This is a genomic window from Pseudomonas viridiflava, assembly GCF_900184295.1.
GTDB lineage: Bacteria > Pseudomonadota > Gammaproteobacteria > Pseudomonadales > Pseudomonadaceae > Aquipseudomonas > Aquipseudomonas viridiflava.
This window is the reverse complement of record NZ_LT855380.1, coordinates 1,918,406-1,933,220: the sequence shown is the minus strand read 5'-3', so window position 1 is coordinate 1,933,220 and position 14,815 is coordinate 1,918,406. Positions and strand designations below refer to the sequence as shown.

Genomic DNA, 14,815 nt, shown 5'->3' with positions numbered 1-14,815 from the left:
TCATTCGCGAAGAAATACGGCAATGTTCTCTGCCGAATCCATCAGGCATTGATCATGAGTAACGCCAGCAGCTTTCAACGGCTTGAGGTCATGATTGGCCGTCGGCAGCCAGTGCAGGCGTATCGTGCCTGACAGCACGTATTGCTCGACCGCCTCACGATTCCCCAACGCATCGCGCTCGCCCTGCACGATCAGCGCCCGCGTACGAAGATCAGCCAGGTGTGCAGTTCGCGGTTTTTCCGGCTTGCCCACCGCATAGAAGGGATAGCCCAGACACACCAGCGCATCGACGCTCAATTCGTCGGCAATCAGGCTCGCCATCCTGCCCCCCATGGATTTGCCCCCAATCGCCAGCCGTCCCGTGACACAGGGTCGCAGCTGTGCATAAACCTCACGCCAACAGTCGAGCAGTTGGCCTTGCTGATTGGGCGGACGCTTGCTCCCACCCTGGCGTCGCTGGGCCATATACGGGAACTCGAAGCGCATGACATCCACACCTTGCCTGCCAAGAAACCCCGCGATGCTGTTCATGAAATCGCTGTCCATCGGCGCACCGGCACCATGCGCCAGCAACAGCGTGACAGGCTCCTGCCCGGCCTCGCGCTGACCTGCCGTCCATAGCCAGCCGTTATCCTGCGCCAGACGCGTGCACTGATGTTCGACCTGTGTCCCGGTACTCATGGGTACTTCTCTTCTATGAGGTATAAGTCAAAAAACGGACTATACCCGTGACCGATCGGCAACCGCACCTCGATGCCACGCCAGATGAGTGCGTCGGCTTCCCACGTGTGCCTTTCAAAGTTAAGCTTGCCGACCAGAGACCTGTCGCAGACACCTTGTGCCAGAGCGCTTTGCCGATCTCCACTTGCCCCGCCTTTTCGGTGTGTTCCGGCGATGTCGCGCCTCGCCAGAGCCCGCTTATGCCTCGCAAAAATCTGAATTCTGGAAGTCTGTAAATGAGCGCAGCAATCAGCCCGACGGCTTACAACTACACCGTGGTTCGCCAGTTCGCCATCATGACCGTGGTCTGGGGCATTGTCGGCATGGCACTGGGTGTGTTCATTGCATCGCAACTGGTCTGGCCCGAGCTGAACTTCGGTCTGGAGTGGACAACGTTCGGTCGCTTGCGTCCGCTGCACACCAATCTGGTGATCTTTGCCTTCGGCGGCTGCGCGCTGTTCGGCACGTCCTATTACGTGGTCCAGCGCACCTGCCAGACCCGGCTGATCTCCGACCGGCTTGCGGCCTTTACCTTCTGGGGCTGGCAGGCCGTTATCGTCAGCGCCATCGTTTCGCTGCCGATGGGCTACACCACCACCAAGGAGTACGCAGAACTGGAGTGGCCGATTGCAATCCTGCTGGCCATCGTGTGGATCGCCTATGGCGCGGTGTTCTTCGGCACTATCGTGCGGCGCAAGACCCGGCATATTTACGTCGCCAACTGGTTCTACGGCGCATTCATCGTGGTGACCGGCATGCTGCACGTGGTCAATCACATCGCCCTGCCGGTCAGCCTGTTCAAATCCTACTCGGCCTACGCGGGCGCTACCGATGCGATGATCCAATGGTGGTACGGGCACAACGCTGTGGGCTTTTTCCTGACCACAGGCTTTCTCGGGATGATGTACTACTTCGTGCCCAAACAGGCCGAACGCCCGATCTACTCGTATCGCCTGTCCATCGTGCATTTCTGGGCATTGATCACGCTGTACATCTGGGCCGGCCCGCACCACCTGCATTACACCGCCCTGCCTGACTGGGCACAGTCGCTGGGCATGGTCATGTCGATCATCCTGCTGGCGCCGAGCTGGGGCGGCATGATCAACGGCATGATGACCCTGTCCGGGGCCTGGCATAAGTTGCGCACCGATCCGATCCTGCGCTTTCTGGTGGTCTCGCTGGCGTTCTACGGCATGTCGACGTTCGAAGGGCCGATGATGGCGATCAAGACGGTCAACTCGCTGTCGCACTACACCGACTGGACCATCGGCCATGTGCACTCCGGCGCACTGGGCTGGGTGGCAATGATCACCATCGGCGCAACCTACCACCTGATCCCCAGGGTGTTCGGCCGCCCGCAGATGCACAGCATCGGCCTGATCAATGCACATTTCTGGCTGGCAACCATCGGCACCGTGTTGTACATCACCTCGATGTGGGTCAACGGCATCACACAAGGCCTGATGTGGCGCGCAATCAACACCGACGGCACGCTCACCTACTCCTTTGTCGAAGCCATGCAGGCCAGCCATCCCGGCTACGTGGTGCGGTTTATCGGCGGTGCGATTTTCACCAGTGGCATGTTCCTGATGGCGTGGAACGTAGGGCGCACGGTGCGCGCTTCCAGCCCTGCAGAAGCAGAGGCAGCGGCCCGTATCACAGTCGTGGGGGCGCACTGATGAAGCATGAAGTGCTGGAAAAGAATATCGGCCTGCTCGCCCTGTTCATGGTCATTGCAGTGAGCACCGGTGGTCTGACACAAATCGTCCCGCTGTTCTTTCAGGACGTGACCAATCAACCCATCGAGGGCATGAAGCCGCGCACGGCGCTGGAGGTGGAAGGCCGCGACGTCTATATCGCCAACGGCTGTGTGGGTTGCCATTCGCAGATGATTCGCCCTTTCCGGGCTGAAACCGAGCGTTACGGTCATTATTCGGTCGCAGGCGAAAGCGTCTGGGATCACCCGTTCCTGTGGGGCTCGAAACGCACCGGGCCGGATCTGGCAAGAGTCGGCGGTCGCTACTCGGACGACTGGCACCGCGCGCACCTGTACAACCCGCGCGACGTGGTACCTGAATCGAAAATGCCTGCCTACCCGTTTCTGGTCGAAAAGGTCCTCGACGGCAAGGACACCGCGAAAAAGCTCGAAGTGCTGCGCACGCTGGGCACGCCTTACACCGATGCCGATATCGCCGGTGCTGCGGCGGCCGTGCAAGGCAAGACCGAGATGGACGCGCTGGTCGCGTACCTGCAAGGCCTCGGCACCCTCATCAAGAGCAAACGGTGAACATGATGGACATCGGAATGATTCGAGGCCTTGGCACGCTGGTGGTGATGGTGGCGTTCATCGGCCTGACGCTGTGGGTGTTCAGCCCGAAGCGCAAGGCCGAGTTCGATGACGCAACGCTGCTGCCGTTCGCCGATGATCCTGAAGCCATCAGCAAAGTCGCGCGGTCCACAACGTCCCGGAGCGATGCGCCATGAGTACGTTCTGGAGCCTGTATGTCTCGGTCCTGACGCTGGGCACGCTGGTCGCTCTGGTCTGGCTGCTGATGGCGACCCGCAAGGGCGAGCGCAAGGATCACACCGACGAAACCATGGGCCACTCCTTTGACGGCATTGAGGAATACGACAACCCTCTGCCCAACTGGTGGTTCAAGCTGTTCATCGGCACCATCGTGTTTGCCGTGGGCTATCTGGTGCTGTATCCGGGCCTGGGCAACTGGCAAGGCCTGCTGCCTGGCTACACCTATCTGAACAAGGACAAACAACTGCAATTTGCCGACGGAAAGCAAGGCTGGACTGGCGTTCACGAATGGGAAAAGGAAGTGGCGCGTGCCGAAGCCCAGTACGGCCCGCTGTTTGCAAAATATGCCGCGATGCCCATCGAGGAAGTCGCCAAGGATCAAAAAGCGCTGGGCATGGGCGCGCGGCTGTTTGCGTCCAATTGCTCGGTCTGCCACGGTTCGGACGCCAAGGGGGCCTATGGTTTTCCGAACCTGACGGACGACAACTGGCGCTGGGGCGGCGACCCGCAGTCGATCAAAACCTCAATCCTGAACGGCCGTCGTGCGGTCATGCCCGCCTGGGGCGAAGTGCTGGGTGAGCAAGGCGTGCGTGACGTTTCGGCTTACGTCATGACGCTCATGGACGGTCGAAACCTGCCCGAAGGCGCGAAGGCCGACCCGGTTGCCGGGCAGAAGATCTACGCAACCAGTTGCATCGCCTGCCACGGTGCCGAAGGCAAAGGTCTGGCGATTCTCGGTGCGCCGGATTTGACTCATCCAGCGGGCTTCATTTACGGATCGGGCTTTGCCCAGCTTCAACAGACGATCCGTTATGGTCGTCAGGGGCAGATGCCTGCGCAACAGGCGACTCAGGGTGATGACCGGGTGCATATATTGGCGGCGTACGTGTACAGCCTGTCGCGTCGGGAAAAACCGGCTCAAGCAGAGTGATCCAGCTGCATGGCCACGCAGCGGCCGTCTATAGACAGTATCGCGGCTCATTCTGAAAAGATTCCAGGCTTGTAGTTACATTTCTACATGGCTAGACTTCGTTTCTTTGCACTGTCTGTTCCAAGGAGGTCGCCCATGACAACTACCCTCTCGAGCCGGGAATTCAATCAGGACACCAGCGGCGCCAAAAAGGCCGCCAAAGAAGGTCCGGTCATCATCACCGACCGGGGCCGCCCAGCCCATGTCCTGCTTTCAATCGAAGATTATCTGAAACTGACAGGCAGCGCGGTCAGCATTGCCGACCTGCTCGCGATGCCTGAAGACATTGAATTCGAACCACAACGGGCTGCTATCACACCCCGTCCGGTGGACCTCTCCTGATGTTTCTGCTCGACACTAACGTCGTCTCCGAACTCAGAAAACGCAGCCCGGACGCCAACGTGCTCAGATGGTCCCGGTCACACATGGCGTCCAGCCTGTTCATTTCATCCATCACCCTTCTGGAACTGGAAACAGGCGTCCTGCGTGTCGAACGACGTGATCCGATTCAGGGCGCAGCGCTCAGAACCTGGTTGGAACATCACGTTCTGAAAGCTTTCGCCGGGCGCATTCTGGCGGTCGACACTGCCGTTGCCAAACGGTGCGCACACCTTCATATTCCCGACCCACGCAGCGAATGCGATGCCTTGATTGCGGCCACCGCACTGGTTCACGGCATGACCGTGGTCACGCGTAACACGGCGGATTTCCAGCCCTGCAATGTCGCAGTGCTGAATCCGTGGATCAGCCAGTTGAACGAGGAGCCTGCAAGCTACTCGACAGCGGCCCGATGAATACACTCGCCGCAGGACCGCGCCATGAGTGAGCGGATCCCGCTACACAACATCACACCGCCGACCGGGAGCGAAGACGCGTTCGTCGACCTGTACGCCTCGCGGAAAAACATCTACACCCGTGCGTTCAAGGGTGTCTATCGCAACCTGCGCATGACCACCGGCGTGGTGTTGCTGCTGATCTACTTCGGCGCGGTCTGGCTCAATCGCGAGGGTCATCAGGCCATCTGGTGGGACCTGCCTGAGCGCCGGTTCTACATTTTCGGCGCAACCTTCTGGCCACAGGATTTCATCCTGCTTTCAGGTCTGTTGATCGTTGCGGCGTTCGGCCTGTTCTTCGTGACGGTTTACGCAGGACGCGTATGGTGCGGTTATACCTGCCCGCAAAGCGTCTGGACCTGGATCTTCATGTGGTGCGAGAAGCTCACCGAAGGCGACCGCAACCAGCGCATCAGACTCGACAGCTCACCGATTTCCATTGGAAAACTGGCGCGCAAGCTGGCCAAACACAGTCTTTGGTTGTTGATCGGCTTCGCTACTGGCTTGACCTTCGTCGGCTATTTTTCACCGATCCGCCAACTGATCACGGACCTGTTCACCGGGCAGGCCGATGGCTGGGCGTATTTCTGGGTCGGGTTCTTCACCCTGGCGACCTACGCCAACGCGGGCTGGCTGCGCGAACAGGTGTGCATTTACATGTGCCCCTACGCGCGATTCCAGAGCGTGATGTTCGACAAAGACACCCTGATCGTCTCCTACGACCCGCAACGCGGTGAACCACGTGGGGCAAGGAAAAAAGAGGCTGATCATCAGGCGCAAGGTCTGGGTGATTGCATCGACTGCACGATGTGCGTGCAGGTCTGCCCGACCGGCATCGACATTCGCGACGGCTTACAGGTCGAGTGTATCGGCTGCGCAGCCTGTATCGATGCCTGCGACACGGTCATGGACAGAATGGCCTACCCGCGCGGGCTGATCAGCTACACCACCGAGAACAGATTGTCAGGGCATACAACGCGTACACTGCGCCCGCGTCTGATCGGCTATGCGCTGGTGTTGCTGCTGATGATCGGCTTGCTGACCAGCGCCTTCCTGACCCGCTCTCTGGTAGGGCTGGATGTCAGCAAGGACCGCATGCTGTACCGGGAAAACGCTGAAGGGCGGATCGAAAACGTGTACAGCCTCAAGGTCATGAACAAGGATCAGGTCGCCCATACCTATGCACTGGAAGCACATGGGCTGCCTGATCTGAAATGGCAGGGACGTCGTGAAATAACGGTCGAAGCAGGCGAGATTCTCAGCACGCCAGTGCAACTGTCCAGCGCTGCCGAAGCCCTGCCGTCGAGCACGCAGGACATCACGTTCATTCTCAGGGATGTGCATGACGACGAGATTCACCTCGAAACCAGAAGCCGGTTCATCGGCCCGTCCACCCGCTAAGAGCATCGCCATGCCCGCCGCAACCGCTGCAAGCCCCTGGTACAGGCACCTCTGGCCATGGATCATCATTGCCATGCTGGGTGGCTCGGTCGTGCTCAGCCTGACCATGGCGGGCATCGCCATCAATCACCCGGACAATCTGGTCACCGACAACTATTACGAAGCGGGTAAAGGCATCAATCGCTCGATCAATCGCGAGATACTCGCCCAGACCCTCAAACTGCGCGCCAGCCTTCATCTGGACGACGTGACGGGCGAAGCCGAACTGCACCTGAGTGGCAACAGTAATCCCGATCGGCTGGAATTGAACCTGATCTCACCGACTCAGCCGGACAGGGATCGCCGTGTATTTCTGACCCGCAGCCCTTCGCAGGCAGGTCGCTATGTCGGGCAACTTCAGGACCGGGTCGAAGGCCGTCGCTTCGTCGAACTGCTGGGCAGCGAAGGCCGCCAGACCTGGCGCCTGTTCGAGGAGGAATGGCTGGGCCATGACCGCACACTGACGCTGGGCGACGAGCCGCTGCAGGCGGCTCAAGGCCGCAAGGACTGACGTGAACGCGCCCCTGCTCTGCTATCACTGCGCCCTGCCCGTTCCGGCAGGCAGCCGCTTCACAGCCGTCGTGCTCGGAGAAACCCGTGAGCTGTGCTGCCCTGGATGTCAGGCAGTGGTCGAGGCCATTGTTGCGGGCGGTCTGGAACACTATTACGCCCATCGCAGCGAAACCTCCGCCAACCCGGAGAGCCTGCCCACACGTGTGCTTGACGAGTTGGCGCTGTACGACCGCCCGGGTGTGCAGGCGCCTTTCGTACGTCATGACGCCGACGTTTCGGAAACCACCCTGCTCATAGAGGGCATCAGTTGTGCGGCCTGTGGCTGGCTGATCGAGCAACGGCTCGGCAAGCTGCCGGGTGTCGTCGAGGCGCGACTGAACCTGTCGAACCATCGACTGCTGGTGCGCTGGGTCAGCGATCAGGTTGCGTTCAGCCAGCTGTTGAACACGCTGCGCAACATCGGCTATGTCGCCCATCCCTGGCAGGCCGATCACGCTGCCGAACGGCTGACAAGCGAGAACCGGCTTGCACTGCGGCAACTGGGCGTCGCCGGTCTGCTGTGGTTTCAGGCAATGATGGCAACCATGGCGACCTGGCCGGAATTCAATCTGGACCTCAGCCCGTCGATGCATACCATCCTGCGCTGGGTCGCGCTGTTTCTGACCACGCCCATCGTGTTCTACAGCTGCGCGCCGTTCTTTCGCGGCGCATTACGCGATTTGCGCAGCCGCCACCTGACCATGGATGTGTCGGTGTCACTGGCCATTGGTACGGCCTACGTCGCAGGGTTCTGGACCGCCATCAGCGGGACAGGAGAGCTGTACGTCGACGCCGTCGGCATGTTCGCGCTGTTTCTGCTGGCGGGACGCTATCTGGAACGCCGGGCGCGCGAACGCACGGCAGTGGCGACGGCACAGTTGGTCAATGTGCTCCCTGCCTCGTGCCTGCGCATGAACCCCAGCGGCCAGACCGAACGCATTCTGCTCAGCGAGCTGCGCATCGACGATCAGGTGATGGTGCAGCCCGGCGCAGTGATTCCGGTGGATGGCAGGATTCTCGAAGGTCAATCCAATGTCGATGAGTCATTACTGACCGGCGAATACCTGCCCCGGACGAGAACTGTCGGTGACGGCGTCACGGCGGGCACGCTCAATGTCGAAAACGCCCTGAAGATACAGGTGCTTGCGCTGGGTCATGACACGCAACTGTCCGCCATTGTTCGTCTGCTGGAGCGCGCCCAGGCGGACAAGCCTCGGCTGGCGGGAATGGCGGATCGTGCCGCACAGACATTTCTGCTGATTTCACTGATTGCCGCTGCGGTGATCGGCATCGTCTGGTGGCAACTCGATTCATCCCGCGCCCTGTGGATCGTTCTGGCGATGCTGGTCGCCACCTGTCCCTGCGCCCTTTCACTGGCAACGCCCACCGCACTGACCGCTGCGACCGGCACGCTGCACACACTCGGGCTGTTGGTGACGCGCGGCCACGTGTTGGAAGGCCTGAACACCATCGACACCGTCATCTTCGACAAGACCGGAACCCTCACCGAGGGTCGCCTGACAGTGCGGGCTGTCCGTCCATTGGCAACGCTGGATGCAGAAACATGCCTGGAGCTGGCTGCCGCGCTGGAGAGCCGTTCCGAACACCCCATCGCCCGCGCATTTGGCCGCGCACCGAAGGAAGCCGGGCAGGTCACGAATACGCCTGGACTGGGCCTGGAAGGCAGTGTGGATAATCGGCGCCTGCGCATCGGTCAGCCTGAATTCGTCTGCGCGTTGAGCGATACCCGCGTCCTGCAGATGCCTGACGAAACCGGCCAATGGCTGCTGCTCGGCGACACCGACGGCCCGCTGGCGTGGTTCGGCCTTGATGACCGGCTGCGCGACGATGCCGTTGAACTGCTCAAGGCCTGCCAGGCTCGCGGCTGGAAAACCCTGCTGTTGTCGGGGGACAGTTCGCCGATGGTGCAAACAGTGGCAGCCACGCTGGGCATCGATGATGCGCGCGGCGGTCTGCGACCTGACGACAAGCTGGCCGTGCTGCAGCAGTTGCAGGCGCAAGGACACACGGTGCTGATGATCGGCGACGGCGTGAATGATGTACCGGCCATGGCCGCAGCCACCATCAGCGTGGCGATGGGCTCGGCCACCGACCTGACCAGGACCGGGGCAGACGCGGTGCTGCTGTCCAACCGCTTGCACAGCCTGATCGATGCCTTTGATCTGGCGCGACGTACCCGCCGGGTGATTGTCGAGAACCTGCTGTGGGCAGGCTTGTACAATGGCCTGATGCTGCCGTTCGCGGCGCTGGGCTGGATCACACCGATCTGGGCTGCCATCGGTATGTCTGCAAGTTCATTGATCGTGGTGCTCAACGCCCTGCGCCTGACACGGATGCCGCCGTCAGCACCGCCATTCGTCCCGGAGGTTTCATGCCCGCGCTCTACATCATGATTCCCGCCGCGCTGGTGCTGGTGGCGGTCGCGATCTACATCTTTTTCTGGGCGGTGGACAGTGGTCAGTACGACGACATGGACGGTCCGGCCCACAGCATCCTGTTCGACGATCAAGACCCCGATCATCAGGCCGCGGCACAACGCAGCACGTCCGATACCGAAGCGCCAAACCGTGCAGGAAAACCTGATGCCTGACGCGCCTCATGCTTGACCTCATCCCGCTGCTGTTTTCCGCGCTCGTACTGGGGCTGCTGGGCGGCGGCCATTGTCTGGGCATGTGCGGCGGATTGATGGGCGCATTGACCCTGGCCATTCCCCGAGAACAACGTGCACGCCGCATGCAGCTATTGATGGCTTACAATCTGGGCCGCATCGTCAGCTACGCGATTGCCGGTTTCTTCAGCGGACTGGTCGGCTGGGCCGTGGCGAACAGCCCGGGCGCGACGACCCTGCGTGTTGTGGCAGCGCTTCTGCTGATCGCCATGGGCCTGTACCTCGCCGGGTGGTGGAGCGGCCTGACCCGCATCGAGCGCCTGGGCCGAGGCCTCTGGCGCTACCTGCAACCTTTCGCCACGCGCCTGCTGCCGATCTCGAGCATCCCCCGCGCCCTGTTGCTCGGCGCACTGTGGGGCTGGCTGCCCTGCGGACTGGTCTACAGCACCCTGCTCTGGGCTGCCAGTCAGGGCAATGCCATCGACAGCGCCTTGCTGATGCTGGCGTTCGGACTGGGTACCTGGCCCGTGCTGCTTGCCACCGGCCTGGCCGCCGAACGCACCACCGCACTGCTGCGCAGACGCAGCGTTCGCACGGCCGGTGGCATGCTGGTGATCCTGTTCGGACTCTGGACATTGCCGGGGCCTCATCAGCACTGGTTGATGGGCCATTGAGCGATCGAGTCTGCTCGCTGTCAGCCCGGTTGACCCACGTCAACACCCGATAAACACGCCCCTCGTATGCTCCGGCGCTCATCACCCCATCCGGGAAACATGCATGCTGGACGTCATTCGTTGGGATTCAGACCTGATCCGTCGCTACGACGTCACAGGCCCGCGTTACACCTCGTATCCGACGGCCGTGCAATTCAGGACCGATGTCGGCGCTTTCGACCTGTTGCACGCGCTGCGTGACAGTCGCAAGGCGTTACGGCCGCTGTCGCTGTATGTGCACATCCCGTTCTGCGCCAACGTTTGTTACTACTGCGCCTGCAACAAGGTCATCACCAAGGATCGCGGTCGGTCACAGGCTTATCTGCAACGCCTGATGCATGAAATAGAGATGCTCGCCTGCCATCTCGACCCCGGTCAGATCGTCGAGCAGTTGCATCTGGGCGGTGGGACGCCGACGTTCCTCAGCCATGACCAGCTGCGGCAACTCATGGCGCACCTGCGTGCGCACTTCAATCTGTTGCAGGACGACTCGGGAGACTACGGCATCGAGATCGATCCGCGTGAAGCCGACTGGGCGACGATGGGCCTGCTGCGTGAACTGGGCTTCAACCGCGTCAGCCTGGGCGTGCAGGACCTGGAGCCTGCGGTACAGCGTGCGATCAATCGCCTGCAAAGCCTGGAGGAAACCCGGACACTGGTCGAAGCCGCGCGAACGCTGCAGTTTCGCTCGGTCAATATCGACCTGATCTACGGCCTGCCCAAACAGACCCTCGACAGCTTTGCCTGCACGGTGGACGAGGTCATCAGGCTGCAGCCGGATCGCCTGTCAGTGTTCAACTACGCGCATCTGCCAGAACGTTTCATGCCACAGCGGCGTATCGAAAGCGCCGATCTGCCCTGCCCTGAAACCCGTCTGTCAATGCTGGAGCGTACGGTTTCGCAACTGACTCAGGCGGGTTATCGCTACATCGGCATGGACCACTTCGCCCTGCCTCACGATGACCTGGCCATCGCGCAGGAAGATCGGACGCTGCATCGCAACTTTCAGGGTTACACCACCCACGGACACTGCGATCTGCTCGGGCTGGGGGTTTCGGCAATCAGCCAGGTGGGCAATCTTTACAGCCAGAACAGCAGCGATCTGAACGACTACCAGAACCTGCTCGCCAGCGATCAACTGGCGACCAGACAGGGGCTGTTCTGCAACAACGATGACCGGATCAGACGCGCAGTGATTCAACAATTGATCTGCCATTTCCACCTGAATTTCGTAAAAACCGGGCAGGCTCTGGCAATCGATTTCAAATCCTACTTCAGTGATATCTGGCCGCAACTCGACGTCATGGCCGAAGACGGATTGATCGCTCTGGATACCGACAAACTCGACGTGCTGCCTGCGGGACGGCTGCTGGTGCGCGCGGTGTGCAAGGTGTTTGATACGTACCTGCCCCGGCAGCACCCTCAACCCTTTTCAAAGGTGATCTAGGCCAGCCAGACGTCTTACATTTTGGCCATGATCAGCATGCCGGCCTTGACCTTGTCGTCATTGCTGGATTTGAGCCTGTTCATCAGCGTGGAAAGGTCATCGCTGGACGTACTGATCTGCGCCTGTAGCATGCTCATCACTGCCTGCAGACCCGCCGCCTTGCTCTTACGCTCCTCGTCAGTGAGGCTCGGATCCTTGAGCGCCTGCTGGATCTGCAAGGTCAGCTCGGCGATCTGTCGTTGCAGTTCGCGTATGGCCTTCAGCAGCTTCTGAACCGACGCCGGCAAACCACTCTGTTCGATATCTGCATCCCTGGAAGACGACGAGGCTGCTGCCTTTCCTGCAGCCGACAGGTCGACTTTCACCCCCTCTGACGTAGCAGGCGCGGCGTCGACCTTGACCTCCTGAGGCGAACGGGAAGTCACCGCTGGCGTGGCGACGGCCAGTGTAATGGCGCCTACGGGCGAAGTGGTCAGGGTCATGGTGGCACATCCCGCTGTCATTGAATGAGTACACCGCTATCGGCCGACCGGGACGAACCTTGATACCTGGGAGCACTCGCAGACTGGCCCTACTTGCCTTGGGTGAGTTACCCTTACGTCTTATGTGTGTTTTCCCACAAGGAATTAAGTGATGTCCGAGCCCGCCAAGTCACGTGCTTCAACCCAGGCTCATTGCAAGGATTGCAGTCTCGCCCCGCTCTGCCTGCCCCTCTCGCTGAACCTCGAAGACATGGAGTCGCTTGACCAGATCGTCAAGCGCGGCCGCCCGTTGAAAAAAGGCGAGTTCCTGTTTCGTCAGGGCGATACCTTCGAGTCGGTCTATGCCGTTCGCTCCGGTGCATTGAAAACCTTCAGCATCAGTGACGCCGGTGAAGAACAGCTCACCGGTTTTCACCTGCCCAGCGAACTGGTCGGCATGTCCGGGATGGACGCCCAGGCGTATCCGGTTTCCGCGCAGGCACTGGAAACCACATCGGTCTGCGAAATCCCGTTCGAGCGTCTGGATGAGCTTTCGGTGCAATTACCACAATTGCGTCGGCAACTGATGCGCGTTATGAGCCGCGAGATCCGCGACGATCAGCAAATGATGCTGCTGCTGTCGAAAAAGACCGCCGACGAGCGCATCGCAACCTTTCTGGTCAATCTGTCGGCGCGCTTCCGGGCGCGAGGCTTTTCCGCCAACCAGTTTCGCCTGAGCATGTCGCGCAATGAAATCGGCAATTACCTGGGCCTTGCGGTCGAAACCGTTTCCCGGGTATTCACCCGTTTTCAGCAAAACGAGCTGATCACCGCAGAAGGCAAAGAGGTGCATATCCTCGACCCGATCCAGCTCTGCGCACTGGCTGGCGGCGCCTTCCAAAGCTGATGCGTGCGATCCGGGGCCGGTCGGCTTAAACTGTCGGCCAATCTTGCCCCGGATCACTTTCTGATGATTTTCGATGAATTGAGCTTCAAATCCCTGATACGCCCGGTCGTGGACTTCCCCAAGCCTGGCGTCGTCTTCCGCGACATCACTCCACTCTTCCAGTCGCCCAAGGCCACTCGCCAGGTGATCGACAGCTTCGTGCAGCGCTACATCGAAGCCGACTTCAGCCACATCGGCGTCATGGACGCACGCGGCTTTCTGATCGGATCGGTCGTGGCCTACGAGTTGAACAAGCCTCTGGTGCTGTTTCGCAAACAGGGCAAGCTGCCGGCCGACGTGCTGTCCGAGGGTTACCAGACCGAATACGGCGAAGCGTACCTGGAAGTCCATGCGGACAGCCTGTGCGACGGCGACTCGGTCGTGATGTTCGATGACCTGATCGCCACGGGCGGAACGCTGATCGCGGCGGCCAACCTGATTCGCCGCATGGGTGCTCGGATTCACGAAGCCGCTGCGATCATCGATCTGCCGGAACTGGGCGGTTCGAAACGCCTGCAGGCCATGGCCATCCCCACCTTCTGCCTGACTGAATTCGCGCTGGACGAACAGTAAGGCACTCTGGAGCGGGACCGAGCCGGAAGGAAAATCAAGGGAAGGAAAAGCCTGGTCACGAATGGACCAGGCTTATCAGCGGTCAGCCCGCCGGATTGCCGTGAAGCTTGGTCATCAGTTGCGCTTCTGCCTGAGTCAGTCCGCAGGACTGGGTCAGCTCGTCAATGCTGGCGCCCATGCCGACCAGACGCGCTGCCTGGGCAAAGGACAGCGTGGAGGGATCGCGCTGTTCCAGTGCCGTGAGCTTGTCGGGCAACGGCGCAACGATGGCGCGCAGTTCGTGCAGAGCCTCACCCATGCGTACCGTGCCGCTCTGGAAGTTGTCCACGCGCCGGGCCAACTCCTTGATACGCTGATCACGCAAGGCAGCCGCCTCGTCACGCTCTGCGTCGAGCTTGCGCTGACGCTTGGTATGGGTCAGGAACATTCCCAGGGTGACTACCCAGAGAATGCCCAGAAAGACGACTGCAACCTCTAGAATCAATCAGATGCTCTCCAGCTCGGACCACTCTTCTTCGGACATCATTTTGTCCAGCTCGACCAGAATCAACAGCTCGCCGTTCTTGTTGCAGACGCCCTGAATGAACTTGGCCGATTCATCGTTACCGACGTTAGGTGCGGTTTCGACTTCGGACTGACGCAAGTAAACCACTTCTGCCACGCTGTCGACCAGAATCCCGACCACTTGCTTGTCGGCTTCGATGATCACGATACGCGTGTTGTCGCTGACTTCAACAGGCGCCAGGCCGAAGCGCTGACGGGTGTCGATCACAGTCACGACATTACCGCGCAGGTTGATGATGCCCAGCACGTAGCTTGGCGCACCCGGTACCGGAGCGATTTCGGTGTAGCGCAGCACTTCCTGGACCTGCATCACGTTGATGCCATAGGACTCATTGTCCAGGCGGAACGTAACCCATTGCAGGATAGGATCTTCGGAACCCTGTGCAGACGACTTATTCATACCCTAACCCCTCACGTGTGTACTCTGCGGGCGACGCGAC

Annotated in this window: 18 protein-coding genes; 14 read left to right on the top strand and 4 right to left on the bottom strand. The window is 60.5% G+C overall.

All coding sequences use genetic code 11. The features are described from left to right. Nucleotides 1–681: an alpha/beta family hydrolase gene (locus tag CFBP1590_RS09165; protein ID WP_088234879.1), complete on the bottom strand. Its 681-nt coding sequence runs from the start codon at nt 679–681 to the stop codon at nt 1–3. Between the two features lie 275 nt (nt 682–956). Here CFBP1590_RS09165 and ccoN point away from each other — a divergent pair, with 275 nt between their 5' ends. The 12 genes from ccoN (at nt 957) to hemN (ending at nt 11,831) form a co-directional block, all read left to right on the top strand. After that, nucleotides 957–2,399, top strand: a complete 1,443-nt coding sequence (gene ccoN / locus CFBP1590_RS09160; RefSeq protein WP_043306620.1) for a cytochrome-c oxidase, cbb3-type subunit I — start codon at nt 957–959, stop codon at nt 2,397–2,399. Further along, nucleotides 2,399–3,007 carry a cytochrome-c oxidase, cbb3-type subunit II gene (gene ccoO / locus CFBP1590_RS09155; protein ID WP_088234878.1) on the top strand — a complete coding sequence of 203 codons (609 nt, stop codon included), beginning with the start codon at nt 2,399–2,401 and terminating at the stop codon, nt 3,005–3,007. Before ccoN ends, ccoO begins: the two co-directional genes overlap by 1 nt. A gap of 5 nt (nt 3,008–3,012) precedes the next feature. After that, on the top strand, nt 3,013–3,204 hold the full coding sequence (locus CFBP1590_RS09150) for a CcoQ/FixQ family Cbb3-type cytochrome c oxidase assembly chaperone (RefSeq protein WP_043306677.1): 192 nt from the start codon (nt 3,013–3,015) through the stop codon (nt 3,202–3,204). Then, a complete protein-coding gene (gene ccoP, locus CFBP1590_RS09145; protein ID WP_088234877.1) occupies nt 3,201–4,178 on the top strand; it encodes a cytochrome-c oxidase, cbb3-type subunit III in 978 nt (325 codons plus the stop codon). Before CFBP1590_RS09150 ends, ccoP begins: the two co-directional genes overlap by 4 nt. 135 nt (nt 4,179–4,313) lie before the next feature. Next, entirely contained in the window at nt 4,314–4,559 is a 246-nt protein-coding gene (locus tag CFBP1590_RS09140; protein ID WP_088234876.1) for a type II toxin-antitoxin system Phd/YefM family antitoxin, read from the top strand. Then, a complete protein-coding gene (locus CFBP1590_RS09135) occupies nt 4,559–5,011 on the top strand; it encodes a type II toxin-antitoxin system VapC family toxin (protein WP_029242815.1) in 453 nt (150 codons plus the stop codon). Before CFBP1590_RS09140 ends, CFBP1590_RS09135 begins: the two co-directional genes overlap by 1 nt. 24 nt (nt 5,012–5,035) lie before the next feature. Then, a complete protein-coding gene (gene ccoG / locus CFBP1590_RS09130; protein WP_029242814.1) occupies nt 5,036–6,451 on the top strand; it encodes a cytochrome c oxidase accessory protein CcoG in 1,416 nt (471 codons plus the stop codon). A gap of 10 nt (nt 6,452–6,461) precedes the next feature. Then, nucleotides 6,462–7,001, top strand: coding sequence for a FixH family protein (locus CFBP1590_RS09125; RefSeq protein ID WP_029242813.1), 540 nt, complete (start codon nt 6,462–6,464; stop codon nt 6,999–7,001). Between the two features lies 1 nt (nt 7,002). Next, nucleotides 7,003–9,456 carry a heavy metal translocating P-type ATPase gene (locus CFBP1590_RS09120; RefSeq protein ID WP_088234875.1) on the top strand — a complete coding sequence of 818 codons (2,454 nt, stop codon included), beginning with the start codon at nt 7,003–7,005 and terminating at the stop codon, nt 9,454–9,456. Then, a complete protein-coding gene (gene ccoS, locus CFBP1590_RS09115) occupies nt 9,435–9,653 on the top strand; it encodes a cbb3-type cytochrome oxidase assembly protein CcoS (protein WP_029242811.1) in 219 nt (72 codons plus the stop codon). The genes CFBP1590_RS09120 and ccoS overlap by 22 nt, the downstream gene beginning before the upstream one ends. 8 nt (nt 9,654–9,661) lie before the next feature. Continuing rightward, entirely contained in the window at nt 9,662–10,345 is a 684-nt protein-coding gene (locus tag CFBP1590_RS09110) for a sulfite exporter TauE/SafE family protein (RefSeq protein WP_029242810.1), read from the top strand. A gap of 103 nt (nt 10,346–10,448) precedes the next feature. After that, the gene (gene hemN, locus CFBP1590_RS09105) at nt 10,449–11,831 is read left to right on the top strand and encodes an oxygen-independent coproporphyrinogen III oxidase (protein ID WP_029242809.1); all 1,383 of its coding nucleotides are present in this window, start codon (nt 10,449–10,451) and stop codon (nt 11,829–11,831) included. Nucleotides 11,832–11,845: 14 nt separating this feature from the next. Here hemN and CFBP1590_RS09100 read toward each other — a convergent pair whose 3' ends face one another. Continuing rightward, a complete protein-coding gene (locus CFBP1590_RS09100; RefSeq protein ID WP_029242808.1) occupies nt 11,846–12,313 on the bottom strand; it encodes a FlxA-like family protein in 468 nt (155 codons plus the stop codon). 151 nt (nt 12,314–12,464) lie between these two features. Here CFBP1590_RS09100 and fnr point away from each other — a divergent pair, with 151 nt between their 5' ends. Next, nucleotides 12,465–13,199 (top strand): fumarate/nitrate reduction transcriptional regulator Fnr, encoded by a 735-nt coding sequence (gene fnr, locus CFBP1590_RS09095; RefSeq protein WP_004880807.1) that lies wholly within the window; start codon nt 12,465–12,467, stop codon nt 13,197–13,199. A 63-nt stretch (nt 13,200–13,262) separates the two neighbouring features. After that, nucleotides 13,263–13,811 (top strand): adenine phosphoribosyltransferase, encoded by a 549-nt coding sequence (locus tag CFBP1590_RS09090; RefSeq protein WP_004880806.1) that lies wholly within the window; start codon nt 13,263–13,265, stop codon nt 13,809–13,811. An 82-nt stretch (nt 13,812–13,893) separates the two neighbouring features. On the opposite strand, the gene CFBP1590_RS09085 is transcribed toward CFBP1590_RS09090, so the two are convergent. Beyond that, nucleotides 13,894–14,295, bottom strand: coding sequence for a DUF2802 domain-containing protein (locus CFBP1590_RS09085; RefSeq protein WP_004880805.1), 402 nt, complete (start codon nt 14,293–14,295; stop codon nt 13,894–13,896). Next, nucleotides 14,296–14,775, bottom strand: coding sequence for a chemotaxis protein CheW (locus CFBP1590_RS09080; protein WP_002554262.1), 480 nt, complete (start codon nt 14,773–14,775; stop codon nt 14,296–14,298). It lies immediately after the preceding gene. Nucleotides 14,776–14,815 lie beyond the last annotated feature (40 nt).

Bases quoted from the DNA above. Each gene is read 5' to 3' on its own strand.
- CFBP1590_RS09165 (WP_088234879.1), bottom strand. From the start codon at position 681: ATGAGTACCGGGACACAGGTCGAACATCAGTGCACGCGTCTGGCGCAG.
- ccoN (WP_043306620.1), top strand. From the start codon at position 957: ATGAGCGCAGCAATCAGCCCGACGGCTTACAACTACACCGTGGTTCGC.
- ccoO (WP_088234878.1), top strand. From the start codon at position 2,399: ATGAAGCATGAAGTGCTGGAAAAGAATATCGGCCTGCTCGCCCTGTTC.
- CFBP1590_RS09150 (WP_043306677.1), top strand. From the start codon at position 3,013: ATGGACATCGGAATGATTCGAGGCCTTGGCACGCTGGTGGTGATGGTG.
- ccoP (WP_088234877.1), top strand. From the start codon at position 3,201: ATGAGTACGTTCTGGAGCCTGTATGTCTCGGTCCTGACGCTGGGCACG.
- CFBP1590_RS09140 (WP_088234876.1), top strand. From the start codon at position 4,314: ATGACAACTACCCTCTCGAGCCGGGAATTCAATCAGGACACCAGCGGC.
- CFBP1590_RS09135 (WP_029242815.1), top strand. From the start codon at position 4,559: ATGTTTCTGCTCGACACTAACGTCGTCTCCGAACTCAGAAAACGCAGC.
- ccoG (WP_029242814.1), top strand. From the start codon at position 5,036: ATGAGTGAGCGGATCCCGCTACACAACATCACACCGCCGACCGGGAGC.
- CFBP1590_RS09125 (WP_029242813.1), top strand. From the start codon at position 6,462: ATGCCCGCCGCAACCGCTGCAAGCCCCTGGTACAGGCACCTCTGGCCA.
- ccoS (WP_029242811.1), top strand. From the start codon at position 9,435: ATGCCCGCGCTCTACATCATGATTCCCGCCGCGCTGGTGCTGGTGGCG.
- CFBP1590_RS09110 (WP_029242810.1), top strand. From the start codon at position 9,662: ATGCTTGACCTCATCCCGCTGCTGTTTTCCGCGCTCGTACTGGGGCTG.
- hemN (WP_029242809.1), top strand. From the start codon at position 10,449: ATGCTGGACGTCATTCGTTGGGATTCAGACCTGATCCGTCGCTACGAC.
- CFBP1590_RS09100 (WP_029242808.1), bottom strand. From the start codon at position 12,313: ATGACCCTGACCACTTCGCCCGTAGGCGCCATTACACTGGCCGTCGCC.
- fnr (WP_004880807.1), top strand. From the start codon at position 12,465: ATGTCCGAGCCCGCCAAGTCACGTGCTTCAACCCAGGCTCATTGCAAG.
- CFBP1590_RS09090 (WP_004880806.1), top strand. From the start codon at position 13,263: ATGATTTTCGATGAATTGAGCTTCAAATCCCTGATACGCCCGGTCGTG.
- CFBP1590_RS09080 (WP_002554262.1), bottom strand. From the start codon at position 14,775: ATGAATAAGTCGTCTGCACAGGGTTCCGAAGATCCTATCCTGCAATGG.